The following is a 17,559-nucleotide window of genomic DNA, read 5'->3' as shown; positions in this document are numbered from 1 at the left end:
TTTTATATTGAATCAGAAACAACAAAAGCAGCGACTAAAAATCGCTGCTTAAACATTAACTTAGCTAATCTATGTTATTTAACACTGACTTTGTTTGCCATTGTCATTGCTGTGCCATATTTTCCGCCGGCAGCGATAACCTGATGAACACCATCTTCGTCAGTATCTGTTGAGCTACTGCCTTTGATCTGGTTTTCACCTGAATCACCCATCCACTCAGCCAACTGCATGCCACCGTTGATTACGCCTCGGAACCAGCTTACGTAGCGATCAGTAAGTGCTGTTAATTCGAATGCAGGTTCGTTTTCGCCTTCTTCGTTTTTAAGATGAAGAATCGCTTCGCGAAGACCACCAGAGATAGCAGCCGCAGTGTATGGTGTATGAATCGTAGCCTGACCAGGAACAGCAGCCCATGTGTTGATGTTCTTATCGAACATGTTTCTTTCCACCGCAAGGTAGATTGAGCGCGCGGCTTTCTTATACTTCATGTCATCTGTAGCCAGGTATGCAGCAACAAGACCACGAATCGTTGCAAATTGAGCGTCCAGAGATTGCTCACCAGAACGGGTCATCGCTTTATCCAGAGTCAGGCCATCAAACACAAGGCCATTTTCTGCAACCATGTTTGCAAGAATAAAGTCAGCTTGTTTAACAATCATATTAAGTGCTTGCTTACCGTGCTTGCTCTGAAGGTTTACATCGCCAGATTCAGCAGAGGCATACCCTACCGGTAGTGCGTCTTTCGCACGCTGGTAAATTGAAAGCGCAACAATCGAGTAGGATGAATCATAGATATCAACTTGATCACCCTGCTGACCATCTTTGTACTCAGTGACAAATGTGCCTTTTTCATCGTTGAAGTGAAGTGCTGCGATGTTCTGGAATAACAAGTTGGAGATGTTACTTGCCAGAGAGAATGCGTCATCTGCAATCACATCGTTTACCTGATTTGCATCGATGTTTTGCGATGGTGCTGCTGCAAAAGGAGCGCCATCAAATACAGCAGTAAACGCTGGATTTTGCGCTGTATTCGCTTCACGTTGGTCAGTAAAGGCAAAGAACTCAGCCGTTGGCCAAAGCATCATCCAGGTATCACGAAGCTGAGATGAAGAATCACTCACTTTTAACGCTTTGATCGCGTTTACACCATTTACTTTTTCTTCTTCAACAGAGACCTTGTGTGCAAACCAGATTGGGCCGTTTTCCGGGTTGTAATCAGGACCAAACTTCACCCCCAGTTTCGTACCGTCGAAGCCAAGCATTTTTTGAATGATCTGGAGCTTGTCGATAGACATCTCTGTTAGAAGCATGCCGTTGAAGCCATCCGCTGCGGAAACACCCAGGCTATGCTTGCCGTCTTGATCCATCGTAGCCGAGTCTGCTTCAACTTCTTCTTCGGTTTCAGTGACATGCATGCCGCCAAGGAAGTCTTGCGACCACATCACTTCTTTCAGGAAGATACCACCGGTTGCTGCCGGGTTCAGTGTCTTATCAAATGAAGACTCATCCCAGGACAGCGTTTTGTAGTCTCGGAAATAAGCAGGGACAACCACCTGTACTTTTTTGTCTTCACCTTTAGCAGTCGTAATTTCAACTTCATCACCATTCACTGTCGTTGTATCAGGAGTCTGAGCAAATTCAGGGCTACCAGACATATATGGAATAGAGATCGGATACATATTCTGAGGAACTTCGCTTGCAGGGAAACCTACTGCCGCAGCCATTTCAATCACGCGTTTCCCAAGGTCATGAAGCTTACCGCCACGTGCTTGGTTAAGCGGACCATTTACAATATGTGGGCCCATTGTCGACTGGTAGTTTAAAGCGTACATCGCTTCTTCTGAGTACTCGTAACTTTCAATACCTGCCGCAAAATCAAATGCTGTTGGTACGTTTGCGATGTTTGGATCCAGTACGTCTAAATCCAGCCCCAGAGACTCAGCCAAAGGCTCACCAGACAATTCGAATTCGGTGTAGGCAAGGAAACTTCCCGCTGGTTGGTGAGTTTTATCGAGTACTGTCACTTCAGGTGCAGCGAACACTGCAGAGGTAAAGAGTGATGCCGAAACGGCCAGGCTTATTGTTGTCTTTTTCACTACTTGTCCTTTTTTATATGTCTAAATCATCAAGGCATGATGCGGTGATGCGCATGCTAACGATAACCGTTATCATTAGCCATACCACTTAAGAGTTAGAGAAGGACTTCTTTGTTTTAGATCAAAAGAGCTATAGATATTTCGAATAAAGAATGATTCGCATTTGGCTTACTTATGCATCAGATTGAATTCAAATGAATATTTGAAGGCAAAACATATAATATTTTGCCTTTAATTTAGTAAGTTATCGCTTTCTCTGGGGTAGCATATCCGTAACAGAGCCATCTACCAGCTCAGCCGCCATTGCTACTGTTTCTGCCAACGTTGGATGGGCGTGAATGGTGTGGGCAAGCGTTTTTAATGTCGTTCCGCTTTCCATCGCCACCGAGATCTCATGGATTAACTCACCTGCATTCGCACCACATATGCCTGCACCAAGAATTTTTCCGGTATCTTTCTCAAACAGTACTTTCGTTACACCATTTTCAGCACCTACACTGATTGCTCGACCACTGACCATCCAGGGAACTTTACCTACGCTGTAGTCGACACCTTGTAACTTAGCTTCTTTTTCCGTTAGTCCTGTCCACGCCACTTCTGGAGAAGTATACGCAACCGAAGGAATAGAAGAAGGGTTAAAGTGGGATTCCAAACCGGAGATAGACTCTGCAGCAACTTTGGCTTCATGAGTCGCTTTATGTGCCAGCATTGGTCCAGAAACGATATCACCGATAGCAAAGATGTTCGGAATAGCAGAACGCATTTGGCTATCAACAGGGATTAAACCTTTTTCGTCAACACCAATATCCAGCTCTTCAAGCCCCAGGTTTTGAGTGTTTGGAGTCCTGCCTATAGCGATCAGGACAGCGTCAAACTGTTCAGTTTCCGGGGCCTTTTTACGCTCGAAACTCACTTCTATACCTTCATCTCCTGAGCGCATCTCAGTAACCTTGGTTTTTGTATATATTTGGTATTTCTTCTTTAGTGTCTTATTCAACGGCATAACGAGATCTTTGTCTGCCGAAGGAATAATCTGCTCCAACGCTTCAACAATCGTTATATTAGATCCAAGAGACGAGTAGACCTGGGCCATTTCCATCCCGATAATGCCACCACCAATGATAAGCAGTTTTTTCGGTATCTCTTTTAGAGCCAGTGCGTCCGTAGAGTCCCAGACTCTTGAGTCATTTGGAGCAAAAGGAAGTGAGACAGGGCACGAGCCTGTCGCGATTATTGCGTGCTTAAAATGAACCTGTTCAGCACCATCATTCACAAGCAAGGTGTTTTGATTCGTAAACTTTCCTCGTCCCTGAATACGTGTGATTTTCCGAGCTTTACACAATGAATCTAGCCCGGAAGTGAGTTTATTTATAGTGTGCTCTTTATGAGTACGCAGCTGATCAAGGTTAATATCAACCTCACCCACCGAAATACCCATACTTGAGGACTCTTTCGCCTCTTCTATAAATGCACTCGCGTGAAGCAAGGCTTTCGACGGAATGCAACCGACATTCACACATACCCCACCTAATGTGTTGTTCTGCTCAACCAAACATACACTAAACCCTAAATCAGCAGACCTAAACGCAGCACTATAACCACCTGGCCCACCACCCAAAACAACCACATCAACATTTATGATATCTGACATTACTTGTCCTTAAATAATTCCAAAATGCACATTAAGTTTCCTATAGGAAACATTATCCACATTTAGAAACGGATACAATCAGAAATTAGCGTTTTTGCCGTTTTTGTTCTCTATAAGGTGAAAACTGTCAATGGTCTTGAAGATCTATAACAACTCGGTATACTTCGAACGCAAATACAAATCATTATCATTCGGTATAAATATGCATAAATTACTCACAATATTGATATTCACAATAGCTCCCCTTTTTTCCATCGCTAATGCCACTACTGTGACACACCCTTTAGGAACTATTAATATTGATACTACTCCTGAAAGAGTCGTCGTTATCGGTATTGGTTCTCTAGACGTTCTCGATTACTTTGATATTGACCCTATAGCAGTTAGCAAAGGCGTAACCTATCCTGAATATCTAAAAAAGTATGATACTGATGCTTACCCTTCTTCTGGATCTCTTTTCGAACCTGACTTTGAAACGATCTACAATCTCAAACCCGACCTTATTATCGTAGGTTCAAGAGGTGCGAAAGCATACAAAGAGTTGTCTGATATTGCTCCTACTCTTCTATTTGCGGTCGATGGGAAAAAGTCGTATTGGCAAAGTACTCAGGATCAATGGCGCAACATAGGCAAAGTCTTTCAAATTGAAGACCAGGTAGAAAAGACTATCAAATCTCTCGATGCACAGATAAACAATATCAAATCGGACAATCAGAACAACAACCAAGACGCACTGACCGTGATGAGTTCCGGTGGCAACATCACTGCGTTTGGGGCTAAATCTCGCTTTGCATCGATTTACACGGACTTCGGATACACCGAAACAGTTGAAGGTATAAAAGAGAGCCGTCACGGTGATCTGATTTCTTACGAATTTATCAGTGAAAAACAGCCTTCCAATCTGCTAGTTGTCGACCGGGATATTCTGGTTAACAAGGGCAAAAGTGAAACCAGAAAGCAGTTTGACAACGATCTGGTTAAATCCACCCCTGCGTACAAAAATAATCGTATGGTCTTTCTAGATATCAACGCCTGGTATCTTGCAATTGCAGGTGTGAATGCGACAAAACAGATGATTATCGATATGGCGCATTAATTAGCAATGTGGTTAAGAATATTCATTACAGCGCTGATTTTCCTCAGCGCTGTTTCTCTTTTCGTTGGAGTAAGCCCACTATCTCTCTCAGCAATACTATCCGGTGACGCTGAAGCCTGGAACTTGTTGATTACCAGCCGTCTCCCCCGACTACTGGCTATTCTATTGTCTGGAGCGGGCCTGAGTATAGCTGGGTTAGTAATGCAACAGATAAGTCAAAACAAGTTTGCAGCCCCATCCACGTCTGGAACTATTGAATGTGCGATGTTTGGTTACATGCTAAGCCTGCTTTTTTTTGGACATGGTGAAGCACTATGGCTTATTTTTTTGTGCGCTATTCTTGGTACATTGATGTTCATCAAACTGATTCAGTCTATACAGTTTAAGAACGCCATATTTGTTCCATTGATAGGGATTATCTTCGGCAATATTGTTGAGTCTCTCGTTACTTTTATCGCATACAAATACGATGCGTTACAGAACCTGTCTGGTTGGACCATGGCAAACTTCGCCAACATTCTCAAGGGTGATTACGAGTTACTCTATATCTCAGTACCTATCGCGATATTTACCTACCTATATGCCACTCGCATCTCTGCTGTTGGTATTGGTAAGAGCTTCGCGATTAACCTTGGGCTTAACTACAGCCAGATCGTCACTATCGGTGTTATTCTCGTATCCGTTCTCTCGGCAAGTGTAGTGATGATTGTCGGCCAGTTGCCTTTCTTGGGATTGATAGTACCGAATATCATCTCTTACTTTAACGGTGACAATCTAAAGAAAAACATCCCCTTAACTGCCGCGCTCGGTGCGTGCACTATTCTCGTCTGCGACATTATCGGACGTATCGTGATTTTCCCATACGAACTCCCAATATCCATGATCATCAGTATTGTTGGCGGTTCGGCTTTTGTCGTTCTATTGCTAAAGAGAGAAACCAATGACCGATAAAACCAAACTGCTTGTACTGGTAGCCCTGACACTTTTGGGAGCAACGTTAATTCTTGGTATTGGTCTCACACCAGACAACTACCAGTATTTTCTTTCACGAAGAACGCCAAAAGTGATTGCCGTTGTACTTTCAGGGACAGCGATAGCCCTATCGTCGCTGGCATTTCAGACTATTACTCATAACCGGATTCTGACTCCCGGAATTATGGGTTTTGATGCGCTTTATATGCTAATTCAGGTGTTAATCGTATATATGCTAGGTGGATTCAGTGAGTTCCTACTCAACCCATACCTTAACTTTATAGTATGCGTTGTGCTTATGGTCAGCTTTTCATTTTTACTGTTTCAGTTCTACTTCCACTCCGGTAAACGCAATCTAATGATCTTGCTATTACTAGGGGTTGTGCTTGGTCAGCTGTTTTCGAATATTGCATCCATGTTTTCACTGATGTTGGACCCTAATGAGTTCACTATGGTTCAGTCCAGCATGTTCGCGAGTTTTAACAATGTAAAAACAGAGCTTATTTATATCAGTGCACCGATTATTGCTCTTTCCGCGTTCTGGCTGTTTAAGCTCAACAACGTGCTGAATGTGATGTGGCTGGATAATGACAATGCCATAAGCCTTGGCGTCGATGTTCGAAACGTTACCAAGAAAGTATTGTTGCTAAGCACCTTACTCATCGCGGTTTCTACCGCACTAGTCGGACCGATACTCTTCTTTGGTCTTTTAGTGACAAATCTTACCCGTGAGTGGTTGACTGGCTATCAACACAAAACCTTATTTCTAGGCTGTATCTTAATTTCATTGGTCACTCTGTTAGGTGGACAGCTCATTATCGAGCATGTACTTGAGTTCGAAACTACGCTCAGTGTTGTCATCAACTTCTTTGGGGGACTTTATTTCCTCCGAATTTTACTAAAAAACAAGATCATGTAGGTATCCCGTGATAAATGCAGAAAGATTAAACAAAACCTATTCAGGCCGGGATGTGGTCAAAAACACAAGTGTGAATTTTGAAAAGGGTAAGGTCACCTCCATCATAGGGCCCAACGGTGCTGGTAAAAGCACCCTGCTTTCCATGGTCAGTCGATTACTTGAAAAGGACTCTGGTTGCGTATACATCGACGGCACAGAGTTGGAACAATGGGCTAGTAAACAATTAGCAAAAAGGCTGGCGGTTTTGCGTCAGTCAAACAGCCTTAACATGAGATTCACTGTCAGAGAGCTGATCTCTTTTGGTCGATTCCCCTACTCTGCTGGAAAGCTAGCCGCCGAAGATCAAAAGGTTATCGACTCTGCAATTGAATATCTTGAGTTGGGACCAATTGAGGATCGTTACCTGGACCAGTTAAGTGGTGGTCAGAAACAACTGGCGTTTATCGCAATGGTGATGGCACAAGACACCGATTATGTGTTGCTTGATGAGCCTTTAAATAATCTGGACATCAAACACTCCCTACAGATCATGCGAAATATTAAAAGGCTGGCGCATGAAATGAACAAGGCCGTGGTAATCGTGATTCACGATATCAATTTTGCATCCTGTTACTCAGACAATATCGTTGCAATGAAAGATGGTCGGGTCGTAATTGACGGCCCAGTAGAACAAGTCATCGATGAATCCGTTCTAGAGGGTATCTACGAAACGCCATTTACCGTGGTATCTCTGGAAAATCAACGAGTGTGCGTATACTACTAGCTCGTTACACTAAATAAGAACGAGTTCAAAGCTCGTTCTTATTGTTTACAGCATCCTGTGGTGGGTGACCGAACGCTTTTTTATAAGCGTTAGTAAAGTTTGATGGGTGCCTGTACCCTGCACTGTAAGCGGCCTCGGTAACCGTGATAATCCCGTTTTCTAGCTGCTGTCTGGCTATTTCCAACCTTCTGCGTCTGATGTAACTCTGAATACTGTAACCCAGCATTTTTTTAAACTTTCTCTGTAAGCTGGATAAACTCATCGCAGAATAGTCAGCTAGATCAGCAACTGTCAGGTTCATCTCTAGATTCGCTTCGATATAGGTAACCAACTCGTCAAGTGAACGCTCGAAGGATGCTTCATAAGAAGACGATTCTGCTAAGGCAACATTTATCTGGGTAGTACTGCCTTCAAATCTTGGGGGCGACGTATATTCAGATAACTGTTTAAAGATCTCCAGCAGCAGCATTTGCGTCATTGTTTCCAGCTTCATTTTTTCAATCAAGCCACTTGCTGAACTAAAGTGGATGATTTCCCTGGTGAGCTCTAATACCGAACTAGCCAGTTCTAATTCAAAACTCGCTAAATGTGTTTCAATAAAGCGGGCAACATTGTTATCCAATCCCCCTCTTTCCTTAATCCATTTAATTGGTAGAACAATGTTAAGTTTCGCGACTTTATTATCCCGATGGATTTTGCGACGGAAGCTTGCGGGCTTAGTCAAGTTAACAACGACGCCTACTGGCTTCTCCCTTGCATCAAATGTAAAGCCTAAATCGTCGTAGCCAAAATCCAGTTTTCCTTCCAATAATATAGTGACGATAAGTGACTTTTGAGCTGTAGATATCACCTCAAAATTTATCAGCTCTTTTGTCACTCCCCCATGCAGTGCGAAACCATTAGTAACCTGATAAGAGATCAAGTCACCTTCCACAAGTGCTGATGTCTGAGTATTTCTGTCCGACACCACAATCTGTTTTTCATCATGTTCTATCCGACGGGTAAAGCTGCCTTTAGTAAACATTGATGGAAGCGGTTTACTCATAACTGGTTTGCCTTTTTTAAATAACAATCTGGTGATTTTGCATAACTAAATGTGCTGTAACACATTAGCAAAGAAACCTATCATAAATGCGAATAGATATCATTACCATAAACAAGGTTCATCATGAGTAAAAATAATTTGGCAAGGATTAGTCGAGTCTCTGTCGCTATAGCAGTGGTACTAAGTGGTCAGGCATCTGCAGAGGTGGAAAGTAATCAGGAAGAAGTTGTCGTCTGGGGAACCAGTGTCTCTAGTAACTCGGAGTATTTAGGTGACCAGGATATGTCGTTAAAACAAGCTGATCATATGTCAGACCTATTACGCGACATCCCAGGGGTAGACGTTGGTGGCACGCATTCCCTTAACCAGAGAATTAATATCCGCAGTTTAGGAGAGACCGATCTCGACATACGTCTTGATGGTGCGTCTCAACATGCAAACATGTTCCATCATATCGGCAACCTCACTTTAAATCCTGACATTTTGAAGTCCGCTGATATTCAGGTTGGTAACAACTCAGTGACACAATCTGGATTAGGGGGCTCGGTTTATTTTGAAACCAAAGACGGTAAAGATCTTCTTCGTTATGGTGAAGACTTTGGCGCTCGTATCTATGGCGGCTATGGTTCCAATGACCATAAACAAGGTTCCCTAACACTCTATGGTATGTTAGGCGAAAATGTTGATGCCATGGTATACGGCCATTACGTTGAAAGAGATAACTTTAAAGATGGCAAAGGTGTAGAAACCTATGGTTCAGCTGGTGACATATCCAATATGTTAGTCAAAGTAGGATACGAGCCATCAGATCGTCATCGTTTTGAGCTGAGCTACGATATGTATCGTGATAGCGGAGACTATAGCCCAAGGCCTGACATGTCGGGCGATGCTAACCAGGGGTTAAGTGGTGATGACCTGATTCCTACCGATTACGATCGTGATACCTTTACCGTATCTTACGAGCTTAAAGACGGAGTTCACTCCGGTAAAATAAACCTTTACCGCAGTACTACTGAAATTACCCGAGATGAGTCCGTGATAACTGGTGGGTGGCCTGGTGACAGACGCTCTGTAAACATTGCCACCAATGAAAATACTGGATTGAACGCGAAGTTTCAGTCTGATCTTGATATCGCCTCGCACCGAAACCTGTTTACGTACGGCATAGATTACATGAACAAGAACAGTAGTAGCAATTATGGTGGTTCAGACTTCATGGATGAAGACGCAATTTCAACCGCAGTATTTGCTGAAGATAAATTCTACTTTACGGAAGGGCTATCTCTAACTGCAGGTTTAAGATACGACAATTACAAGCGAGAAGCGGTAACCAGCAACAAGACCTTCGATGAACTGACATGGGCTTTAGGAGCAGACTGGGAAGTAGTTGACAATCTATCGCTGTTTGCGAATGCAAGAAGTTTGTTTAAGGGTCCTGAACTGATGGAAACCTTTATTAAATACCAGGATGTTGCTTATCTAGCTGATGATATAAAGCCTGAAACAGGACTAAACAGCCAGATTGGTGCGCGTTATGCTAATTACTTCGGGGACCATTTCATTAGCTCTAATGTGACCGTGTTTAGAACGGAAATAGACGACTACATTGCTGAAAACTACCAAAGTGCCGACAGTTCCTATCTGATAGAGAACATTGGAGATGCTGAACTGAAAGGTTTCGAGATCAGTGCAGGTTATGGTTATGGCGCGTTTATGTCTAAAGTCTCTTACTCACGATCCGACTCGAAGAACAAGACTTCAGGTAAACCACTTGTAGACGGAAGCGGTGTAAGCATGGATACCGGTGACAGCATTGCACTATCTTTGGATTATCAGGCGGATTCTATCGATGCCGTGTTTGGTTGGAGCACAATCGTTGTTCTTGACGAAGACAATGTCCCTGATGGTGCATCTATCAAGGAAGGTTACGATACACACAACCTTTATGTTCAGTGGATGCCATCAGATATCGAAGACCTGCAGGTCACCTTTGGTATCGACAACATATTTGATGAACAATACGTTTCCCATGCCTCAAGAAACGGTGTAGCTCGCGGTTATACAACGGATGACTATGAACCGGGACGCAATTACAAACTGTCTGCATCATACCAGTTCTAAAACTAAAGAGGATACCTGAGGAGGCGTCCTCTCATTACCGAGTACCAGAATGCATAAAAGCAAAACAAATATCGCATCTGAACACTCTCCCCGTTATCTAACCACTTTGTGCAGGCACTTTTCTAGAAAGGTACCAGCAAAATGGGATGACGAGAAAGGACAGGTTGAATTTCCGATGGGTGAATGCCATATGGCTTTATCTGAAGGCAGGCAATCCCTTGAGATAGAATGTTCAGCTGAATCAGAACAAAGCTTAAAAACTGTAGAACTTATTCTTGAGAAACACATAGAGATGTTTTCGAGAAGGGAAAGGCTTTCGATAGACTGGAGTCGTGTTTCGTGATGATAAAAAACGCAGCTGAAATAGCTGCGTTTTCTTATATTCATTTAAAAGGCGAGTACTTAACCTTCTACATTCTCCAGGAATTTTGCCAGCTCATTTACTGCTTGCTGGTTAGTAGACTGAACTGTTACTTCCGTACCCTTCACCAAGCCTAAAGTTTGAAGTTTAAACAGGCTCTTCGCAGTTGCAGATTTACCACCAGAAACAATTTCTACATCCTCAGCATATTTCTTTGCTTCTTTAACAAACTGTGCAGCTGGACGAGTGTGAAGACCGTTCTCTGCGGTGATTACTGCGTTTTTTTTGTACATATATTTTTACTCCTGAAATAATTCCTTTTTGTTGTACCTGTTATCTTTTTCGACTTCTGCGATCTGAAACGAATTTATCAAAGTAATCACTGTTTAATGCGTAAGTTGTGACATAAGTATTTTTTCTGTGGCTCATCACCAATACCTTGCAACATACTATTCTCAAAAAATTTACCCGTAATTTTCAAAAACACTTTTCTTATTTGGGTACTGAATTCTTCAACTCACTCTCGTTCAAGGTAGGGATATCTAGAAATATCAGCAAGATGGCAAAAATCACTAGGGAACGATTTCACCAAAAACCACCTAATGCATATAACCGTTTGTTTTATATGAAATATAAGACATGCAAACACAATATCACCTCTACTACCCCTTAACGTCTCATCGCATATTCAAGCTAAAAAAGTAGTAAACATTTGGCAATAACACTGCCTAAAATCTATCTTTTCGTGCTATTGATCACGATTTACCTTCATTTTCTTTGACTAAATCAAAAAATAACCGAGAATCCATTTTGCAAACGTTCCCGAAAATTAAAAAAGTTAGCGAATTACAAACAGCATTCAGATGAAAAAACAACCGGAGTAAGATATGAATTACCCTGCTGTAGCAAAAGAACTCTTAACGCTTATTGGCGGAAAGGACAACATTCAAGCTTTAGCCCACTGCGCTACTCGTCTGCGTCTGGCGCTTAAAGACGAATCATTGGTAGACGAAAAAGCCATCGAGGATCTTGAAGGTGTAAAAGGTCAGTTTAAAGTTGCCGGTCAATACCAGATTATTTTTGGTTCAGGTATCGTAAACCAGGTTCACGCTGAGCTTGCCAAACTAACCGGGTTGGCTGATATGTCTACCCGTGACGTTGCAGCAGCAGGTGCTGAGAAGCAAAACATTGTGCAAAGAGCGGTGAAGGGCCTTTCTGATATTTTTGTCCCTATTATTCCAGCAATTGTTGCTGGCGGCCTTTTAATGGGTATCTTCAACCTTCTAACAGCTAGCGGCTTGTTTATTGAAGATCAGTCACTTATCGAAGCTTATCCTGGCATGGCCGATTTGGCAGGTATGATCAACACTTTTGCGAACGCCCCATTTGTTTACCTGCCAGTTCTGCTTGCATTCTCAGCTTCTAAGAAATTTGGTGGCAACCCGTTCCTTGGTGCTGCTCTAGGTATGCTAATGGTTCACCCAGACCTTCTGAATGGCTGGGGTTTTGGTGGCGCGAGTGTTGCGGGAACCATCCCAACATGGAATATCTTCGGTTTTGAGATTCAAAAAGTAGGTTACCAGGGTTCGGTTCTGCCTGTTTTGGTATCCGCATTTATTCTGGCAAAAGTTGAAAATGGTCTTCGTAAAGTTATCCCTTCTGTTCTGGATAACCTACTAACGCCAATGTTGGCAATTTTCATCACTGGATTCCTGACATTTACACTTGTTGGCCCTGCTACTCGCGATATCGGCTTCCTGCTGGGTGATGGTCTGAACTGGCTATATGACTCTGCTGGCTTTGTTGGTGGCGCGTTGTTTGGTTTTATCTATGCACCGTTCGTAATCACAGGTATGCATCACAGCTTCATCGCTATCGAAACTCAGCTCCTGGCAGACATCGCTATCACTGGTGGTACTTTCATCTTCCCAATTGCAGCTATGTCTAACATTGCTCAGGGTGGTGCTGCTCTGGCGGTAGGTTTCACAACAAGAGATCTTAAGACCAAAGGTGTCGCAATGCCTTCAGGTGTTACCGCTCTGCTAGGTATTACTGAACCAGCAATGTTTGGTGTAAACCTTAAGTTGCGTTACCCGTTTATTGCGGCAATCTGTGCGGCAGCGGTTTCAAGTGCATTCCTGACAATGTTTAATGTAAAAGCTCAGGCTTTGGGGGCAGCAGGCCTGCCTGGAATTATTTCAATCCGTCCAGACAGCATCAGCGTTTACGTAATTGGTATGCTTGTGTCTTTCGCGCTGTCATTTGCTCTTACCATTGTTCTTGGCTCACGTCAGAAAGCAAAAGAAGCGAAGCTTAAAGGCGCAACCGCGTAATAGATAAATAAACAGAGTGACACTTCAAACAAGCTCTGAAATTCTCCTACCCCTATTGGTGTTGCCCGCAGTCTATCTGCGGGCTTTTTTTGAGTTTCTCGAAACAGACGGGAAATCGACTATCAGAACTTTAATTCAGTTGTGTTTCAAACGTCAGGTTCAGGCTGGCGCTACCAAAATCTGCTAACGTCGCATCTTTCAGCTTGCCCTGATAACTTGCCTTCATAAGGTAACGCCCTGCTTGTTGTGGCGTAAAAGTCACTTCCCCCTTAGCATCACTTATCACATTAATCTCATTCGGCTGATTACGGTAAAGCGTGCCATCGCGTGTGATTTCAGCTTTTACACCTTGTTGCGGCTCTCCTTCATAGAAGAACTGGAAAGTAACGGGCTCCCCTTCCACAATATCCGACGGGTGGGTAACAGGCTTCAATTCAAGAAACTTACCTTCAATCGTGAACGCTTTTTCCGTTGGCTTACCTAAGGTGATATAGGTTTCTACCCGATTAGAAAACAGCTTAGTTTCTACATCTTTCGCTTGTTTAGGTAGAACGGAACTACGTTCAGCTTTACTGGCTTTCACCCACATAAGCTCATCGCTTTCACCTGCTTTGTACGACGTGTAATAGTCTGGGCCCGATACAAAAGCCACTTTATGTGTACCTTCTTGCTCAAAGTAATAGTCCAACACAGAACGTCGCTTCCCCTTAAAAACTGCATCTGGGCGTTTCTTCACTCCATCCGGAAGCAACACATAGGTAGCTTCAGCACTTGCTGGCTTATCAAAAACAAACGTTCCGTTAGACGCTGTAACATCAAATGTCAGCCAATCACCACCCTGCTTAGAGACGGTGAAATGGGAAGGCAGAATCCAACGCGGATGTGCCTGCGTTGACATAGATGCTACGGCACCGAATACAACCGTTGACGCCAATACAGCCGTTTTAATTATCTTGCTCATTGATTTTCCTTTGGAATCGTTACGTGTAACCAGCCTGAACGACTTTAGTTCACACGGTAGTTAATGGTAATAACCCCAGTCTCTTCGGTGGGCTCAAGTTGGTAGCTGCTTTCTGATTCGTTAAAGGCAACTTTTTGGCGTAGATAGTTTCTACCACCATGCTCACGCACTACTTCTATATGCACGGTATACTCACCCTGTTCCAGACGATGGCCACTGTCGTCCTTACCATCCCAACTAAAACGATGCTCCCCGGATGGCCGGGTGGCTGATGTAACGCCATCAACTAGCTTCCGATCATAACGACCAACTTTGCGCCACCAGCTTCGCAGGTCCTTTAGCCATTCATCGTCTCCAGCCCACAATTGAATCGTTTTAACTGGTTTACGCTCATCATCTTCAATCCAAACTGCGACGTAAGGACGAGCATGCGCAGATGCTTTGGCCTCTGGTAATTGAAGTCCAAAATCAACACTCACTTCTGGTGGTAGTGGCTTTGCCACAACAAAGGGGGCGAGTAAAACAGACGCAAGTACGGCAGTCTTTGAAAAGGAAGGTAAGGTAGGTTTATTCAAAGGAGCTCCTAAGGCACAGCAACAACATAAACTGCCCAGGCAATCAGTGTTCCAAGAACACTCCATTTCAGGGCAACATTAAGGGTTTTCTTTTTCGGCAGTAAAAGGCAAACGCCTGTAAGCACAAACAGCACCATTAGCAAAGCCGTAATATCGATAAACCACTTCCAGTATTCACCACTGTTCCGACCTTTATGAAGGTCATTGAGCAACGCCACTACACCATACTCGGTGACCTCAATTTCAGCCTCTTTGCTCACCATATCGACAAACACCGTTGCGTTATAGCCGGGCCCTTTAAAGTCCATCGAAACCTCGCCCTCAATAAGCTCTCCTTTGTCTACTGTGGTATAGACATCAAGATCAGAAGGAAAGCCACGAACATCTGTTTCCTTTCTCAAAAACGTAATCAAGGTTTCTTTTTCGGGATGAAATGAGTTGGAGTGTTTGAACAACACATCTGTTGGCACTTCTAGATTGTACTGGGTGATGACCGGATGGCTTTGTTCGAATAATTCTGGTCTGTTAAGGGTAATACCAGTTACAGCAAAAAACAGGGTAATCAAAAGAAGCGCCATCGATACATAGATATGTATTCGGCGGAACCAGATCTGATTATGCTTACTTTTTAATGACATAACACAATGCAAACTACGAAAAACGCGAGAAATCTAGATGATAATTATTCGCATGTGTATCAAATTTACATTGTTTACAATCGCTCTATATAACTGTACCCCTTCCCTCTTACAGTTTTGATGTGCTGCTTTGATAACCCTGCTGATGTTAACTTTCGACGTATATTGCTGATATGCATATCTAAATTTCGATCAAACGGGCTTATATCTTTGCACAATACTTTTGTCTGGAGCTCTGCCTTAGAAATAATATCTCCCCGACGACTGACCAAATAACTCAGCAGATCAGATTCAGTATCGGTTAATGGTAACGATGAGATCTGATTACTGATCTGTTGGACCGTATGGCACATCGCATATCGCTTTCGTTCTAAACCAACTCTTCGCATAATTGCATCAATTCGTACTAGCAACTCTGCGATTTTAAACGGTCTAACAAGATATTGATCAGCACCAGATTTATACCCTTCAAGTACCAATGCCTCATCACTATATACACTGAGCATCAAAATAGGTGTCGCAAATCGTTGGCATATCCGCCTTGCAAAACTATTTCCATCTATATCTGGCAACGACACATCAAGTAAAACAAGATCGACAGAACACGACTCCATATGATGAAGCGCTCTCTCACCACTATGACATTCTGAAACAGAGTGTCCTTCTTTCCTGAGCACTTTCTCAAGCTGACGACACAGCGGAACATCATCACTAACAACAACAAAATGCAACATATTTCATATCAAATGGAAAAATAGGCGGCATTCTACAGCTCGTCGTTTCGATAGACAACGGATAAGTTTTGAATGGGGAAATAGGTATAACATACCATTTAATGCTTCCGTCAAAGTAACAAATTCCTGACTAAACAATGACATGGAAAAGATATATTCCCGCCCGTTAAGAAACTTATAAATATTGTCGTGTTAAAAGCAAATTCGTGGTGTTGAGGAGGAATGTATGAAAGAAAGAATTATGTGGCTGGATATCGCTAGGGGTATCGCGTTCCTCATGATTATTTATCGCCACCTCGATTTTATGAACGAAACGCTGATGGCTTATTTCTCGCCAATGTTTCTGACCATCTTCTTTTTTGTTTCTGGCTATTTGTTCAACACAAAATACAGTTTTCTTGAGGTAGTTGAACAACGATTCAGAACGGTTCTAATCCCGTTTTTTATTTACGGTATCGCCAATATAATTCTGAGCCAAATATTAACTTTTGGTGATAAACCACCACTGGATGAGGCTTTTTACAACTTCTTTGCTCAAATACGTGGTGAAGACGACGGGCTGTGGTTTCTCGCTTGTTTATTTGTAGCAACAATACCTTTCTACTTTATGGTGAAGTATACAAAAGGGGCGGGCCTTTTATCTCTGTCTATTGCATTGCTACTTGTCAATTACTTTGCTGATCTGGATCCGGTTCCATGGCATATAGAGTTTATTGCGCCTTCCGTGTTTTATATGTCGCTAGGTTATCTTTACAAGCAGAATGAGACTAAGCTAGGCTCATTGGATACTGGAAAATCCATTATCTTCATGGCGATCCTATACATACCCTTGGTGACTATCCATTACGCGAATTTCTCAGAACTTATTCACATAGAAACGACTCACTACATCGTCGACGGAATCGTTATCACTCTATTGGGGATACATCTTTGTATTGCGATTTCCAAGAATACCAGTGTGTTGAGTTCCACACTGGCCTATATTGGTTCAAACTCCCTTCTGTACTTTTGCTTACACGGTAAGGTACTGTCTCTTCTACAAAAAGTTGCCTACTCACTGTTTGATGCTGCTGGTATAGAAATTACGCAAGGTATCTCTTTTGTCTTAGGGCTCGTTATTGTCCTTTTAACAGCGATGCTGCTTTATATCCCAGTGAGCATTATCAACAAGTACTTCTACTGGACTATAGGTCAAGGCTTCCGGCTTTTAAGCAAACCTGCTAAACCTAGGGTGGCTTAAACTTCATACTGACTACTCATTCAAGTTCGTAAGAGGGTGTGTTTTATCACACCC

Annotated in this window: 16 protein-coding genes; 8 read left to right on the top strand and 8 right to left on the bottom strand. The window is 42.9% G+C overall.

Annotated elements, in window-relative coordinates; translation table 11 throughout:
• Positions 1-74: 74 nt before the first annotated feature.
• Together SNR28_RS03185 and lpdA are read right to left on the bottom strand one after the other, a co-directional pair.
• On the bottom strand, positions 75-2,096 hold the full coding sequence (locus SNR28_RS03185) for a hypothetical protein (RefSeq protein ID WP_375749579.1): 2,022 nt from the start codon (positions 2,094-2,096) through the stop codon (positions 75-77).
• A gap of 244 nt (positions 2,097-2,340) precedes the next feature.
• The gene (gene lpdA / locus SNR28_RS03180) at positions 2,341-3,747 is read right to left on the bottom strand and encodes a dihydrolipoyl dehydrogenase (RefSeq protein WP_375749578.1); all 1,407 of its coding nucleotides are present in this window, start codon (positions 3,745-3,747) and stop codon (positions 2,341-2,343) included.
• 202 nt (positions 3,748-3,949) lie between these two features.
• Between lpdA and SNR28_RS03175 the strand changes: the two genes are divergently transcribed.
• From SNR28_RS03175 to SNR28_RS03160, 4 genes are read left to right on the top strand one after another with little or no spacing between them, the layout of a single operon-like run.
• The gene (locus SNR28_RS03175) at positions 3,950-4,843 is read left to right on the top strand and encodes a siderophore ABC transporter substrate-binding protein (RefSeq protein WP_375749577.1); all 894 of its coding nucleotides are present in this window, start codon (positions 3,950-3,952) and stop codon (positions 4,841-4,843) included.
• A gap of 6 nt (positions 4,844-4,849) precedes the next feature.
• Positions 4,850-5,794 carry an ABC transporter permease gene (locus tag SNR28_RS03170; protein WP_375749576.1) on the top strand — a complete coding sequence of 315 codons (945 nt, stop codon included), beginning with the start codon at positions 4,850-4,852 and terminating at the stop codon, positions 5,792-5,794.
• Positions 5,784-6,734 carry an iron chelate uptake ABC transporter family permease subunit gene (locus tag SNR28_RS03165; RefSeq protein WP_375749575.1) on the top strand — a complete coding sequence of 317 codons (951 nt, stop codon included), beginning with the start codon at positions 5,784-5,786 and terminating at the stop codon, positions 6,732-6,734. Before SNR28_RS03170 ends, SNR28_RS03165 begins: the two co-directional genes overlap by 11 nt.
• Positions 6,735-6,741: 7 nt before the next feature.
• Entirely contained in the window at positions 6,742-7,497 is a 756-nt protein-coding gene (locus tag SNR28_RS03160; protein WP_375749574.1) for an ABC transporter ATP-binding protein, read from the top strand.
• Positions 7,498-7,522: 25 nt separating this feature from the next.
• Here SNR28_RS03160 and SNR28_RS03155 read toward each other — a convergent pair whose 3' ends face one another.
• Positions 7,523-8,542: a helix-turn-helix transcriptional regulator gene (locus SNR28_RS03155; RefSeq protein WP_375749573.1), complete on the bottom strand. Its 1,020-nt coding sequence runs from the start codon at positions 8,540-8,542 to the stop codon at positions 7,523-7,525.
• Positions 8,543-8,665: 123 nt separating this feature from the next.
• Here SNR28_RS03155 and SNR28_RS03150 point away from each other — a divergent pair, with 123 nt between their 5' ends.
• Together SNR28_RS03150 and SNR28_RS03145 are read left to right on the top strand one after the other, a co-directional pair.
• Entirely contained in the window at positions 8,666-10,663 is a 1,998-nt protein-coding gene (locus SNR28_RS03150; RefSeq protein WP_375749572.1) for a TonB-dependent siderophore receptor, read from the top strand.
• 49 nt (positions 10,664-10,712) lie between these two features.
• Positions 10,713-11,006, top strand: a complete 294-nt coding sequence (locus tag SNR28_RS03145; protein WP_375749571.1) for a DUF2218 domain-containing protein — start codon at positions 10,713-10,715, stop codon at positions 11,004-11,006.
• A 59-nt stretch (positions 11,007-11,065) separates the two neighbouring features.
• Here the strand turns inward: SNR28_RS03145 and SNR28_RS03140 are convergent, their stop codons facing one another.
• Positions 11,066-11,317, bottom strand: coding sequence for an HPr family phosphocarrier protein (locus tag SNR28_RS03140; RefSeq protein WP_375749570.1), 252 nt, complete (start codon positions 11,315-11,317; stop codon positions 11,066-11,068).
• 594 nt (positions 11,318-11,911) lie between these two features.
• Between SNR28_RS03140 and SNR28_RS03135 the strand changes: the two genes are divergently transcribed.
• Positions 11,912-13,357: a sucrose-specific PTS transporter subunit IIBC gene (locus tag SNR28_RS03135; RefSeq protein ID WP_375749569.1), complete on the top strand. Its 1,446-nt coding sequence runs from the start codon at positions 11,912-11,914 to the stop codon at positions 13,355-13,357.
• Between the two features lie 130 nt (positions 13,358-13,487).
• Here the strand turns inward: SNR28_RS03135 and SNR28_RS03130 are convergent, their stop codons facing one another.
• The 4 genes from SNR28_RS03130 to SNR28_RS03115 form a co-directional block, all read right to left on the bottom strand.
• Complete coding sequence (locus tag SNR28_RS03130; protein ID WP_375749568.1) at positions 13,488-14,318, bottom strand: DUF4198 domain-containing protein; 831 nt, start codon at positions 14,316-14,318, stop codon at positions 13,488-13,490.
• Between the two features lie 44 nt (positions 14,319-14,362).
• Positions 14,363-14,893, bottom strand: coding sequence for a DUF2271 domain-containing protein (locus tag SNR28_RS03125; RefSeq protein WP_375749567.1), 531 nt, complete (start codon positions 14,891-14,893; stop codon positions 14,363-14,365).
• 8 nt (positions 14,894-14,901) lie between these two features.
• Complete coding sequence (locus SNR28_RS03120; RefSeq protein ID WP_375749566.1) at positions 14,902-15,531, bottom strand: PepSY-associated TM helix domain-containing protein; 630 nt, start codon at positions 15,529-15,531, stop codon at positions 14,902-14,904.
• A gap of 74 nt (positions 15,532-15,605) precedes the next feature.
• The gene (locus SNR28_RS03115; RefSeq protein ID WP_375749565.1) at positions 15,606-16,265 is read right to left on the bottom strand and encodes a response regulator transcription factor; all 660 of its coding nucleotides are present in this window, start codon (positions 16,263-16,265) and stop codon (positions 15,606-15,608) included.
• Between the two features lie 226 nt (positions 16,266-16,491).
• On the opposite strand from SNR28_RS03115, the gene SNR28_RS03110 reads away from it, so the two are divergent.
• Positions 16,492-17,505, top strand: a complete 1,014-nt coding sequence (locus tag SNR28_RS03110; protein ID WP_375749564.1) for an acyltransferase family protein — start codon at positions 16,492-16,494, stop codon at positions 17,503-17,505.
• The last annotated feature ends 54 nt before the right edge of the window (positions 17,506-17,559 follow it).

The organism is Vibrio iocasae (assembly GCF_042245395.1).
Classification (GTDB): Bacteria; Pseudomonadota; Gammaproteobacteria; order Enterobacterales; family Vibrionaceae; genus Vibrio; species Vibrio iocasae.
The sequence above is the reverse complement of the archived record's forward strand: the minus strand, read 5'-3'. Positions and strand labels throughout refer to the sequence as shown.

What these genes read in the sequence shown, in the direction of transcription:
- lpdA (WP_375749578.1), bottom strand. Translation starts at nt 3,747, where the DNA reads ATGTCAGATATCATAAATGTTGATGTGGTTGTTTTGGGTGGTGGGCCA.
- SNR28_RS03175 (WP_375749577.1), top strand. Translation starts at nt 3,950, where the DNA reads ATGCATAAATTACTCACAATATTGATATTCACAATAGCTCCCCTTTTT.
- SNR28_RS03170 (WP_375749576.1), top strand. Translation starts at nt 4,850, where the DNA reads ATGTGGTTAAGAATATTCATTACAGCGCTGATTTTCCTCAGCGCTGTT.
- SNR28_RS03165 (WP_375749575.1), top strand. Translation starts at nt 5,784, where the DNA reads ATGACCGATAAAACCAAACTGCTTGTACTGGTAGCCCTGACACTTTTG.
- SNR28_RS03155 (WP_375749573.1), bottom strand. Translation starts at nt 8,542, where the DNA reads ATGAGTAAACCGCTTCCATCAATGTTTACTAAAGGCAGCTTTACCCGT.
- SNR28_RS03150 (WP_375749572.1), top strand. Translation starts at nt 8,666, where the DNA reads ATGAGTAAAAATAATTTGGCAAGGATTAGTCGAGTCTCTGTCGCTATA.
- SNR28_RS03145 (WP_375749571.1), top strand. Translation starts at nt 10,713, where the DNA reads ATGCATAAAAGCAAAACAAATATCGCATCTGAACACTCTCCCCGTTAT.
- SNR28_RS03140 (WP_375749570.1), bottom strand. Translation starts at nt 11,317, where the DNA reads ATGTACAAAAAAAACGCAGTAATCACCGCAGAGAACGGTCTTCACACT.
- SNR28_RS03135 (WP_375749569.1), top strand. Translation starts at nt 11,912, where the DNA reads ATGAATTACCCTGCTGTAGCAAAAGAACTCTTAACGCTTATTGGCGGA.
- SNR28_RS03130 (WP_375749568.1), bottom strand. Translation starts at nt 14,318, where the DNA reads ATGAGCAAGATAATTAAAACGGCTGTATTGGCGTCAACGGTTGTATTC.
- SNR28_RS03120 (WP_375749566.1), bottom strand. Translation starts at nt 15,531, where the DNA reads ATGTCATTAAAAAGTAAGCATAATCAGATCTGGTTCCGCCGAATACAT.
- SNR28_RS03115 (WP_375749565.1), bottom strand. Translation starts at nt 16,265, where the DNA reads ATGTTGCATTTTGTTGTTGTTAGTGATGATGTTCCGCTGTGTCGTCAG.
- SNR28_RS03110 (WP_375749564.1), top strand. Translation starts at nt 16,492, where the DNA reads ATGAAAGAAAGAATTATGTGGCTGGATATCGCTAGGGGTATCGCGTTC.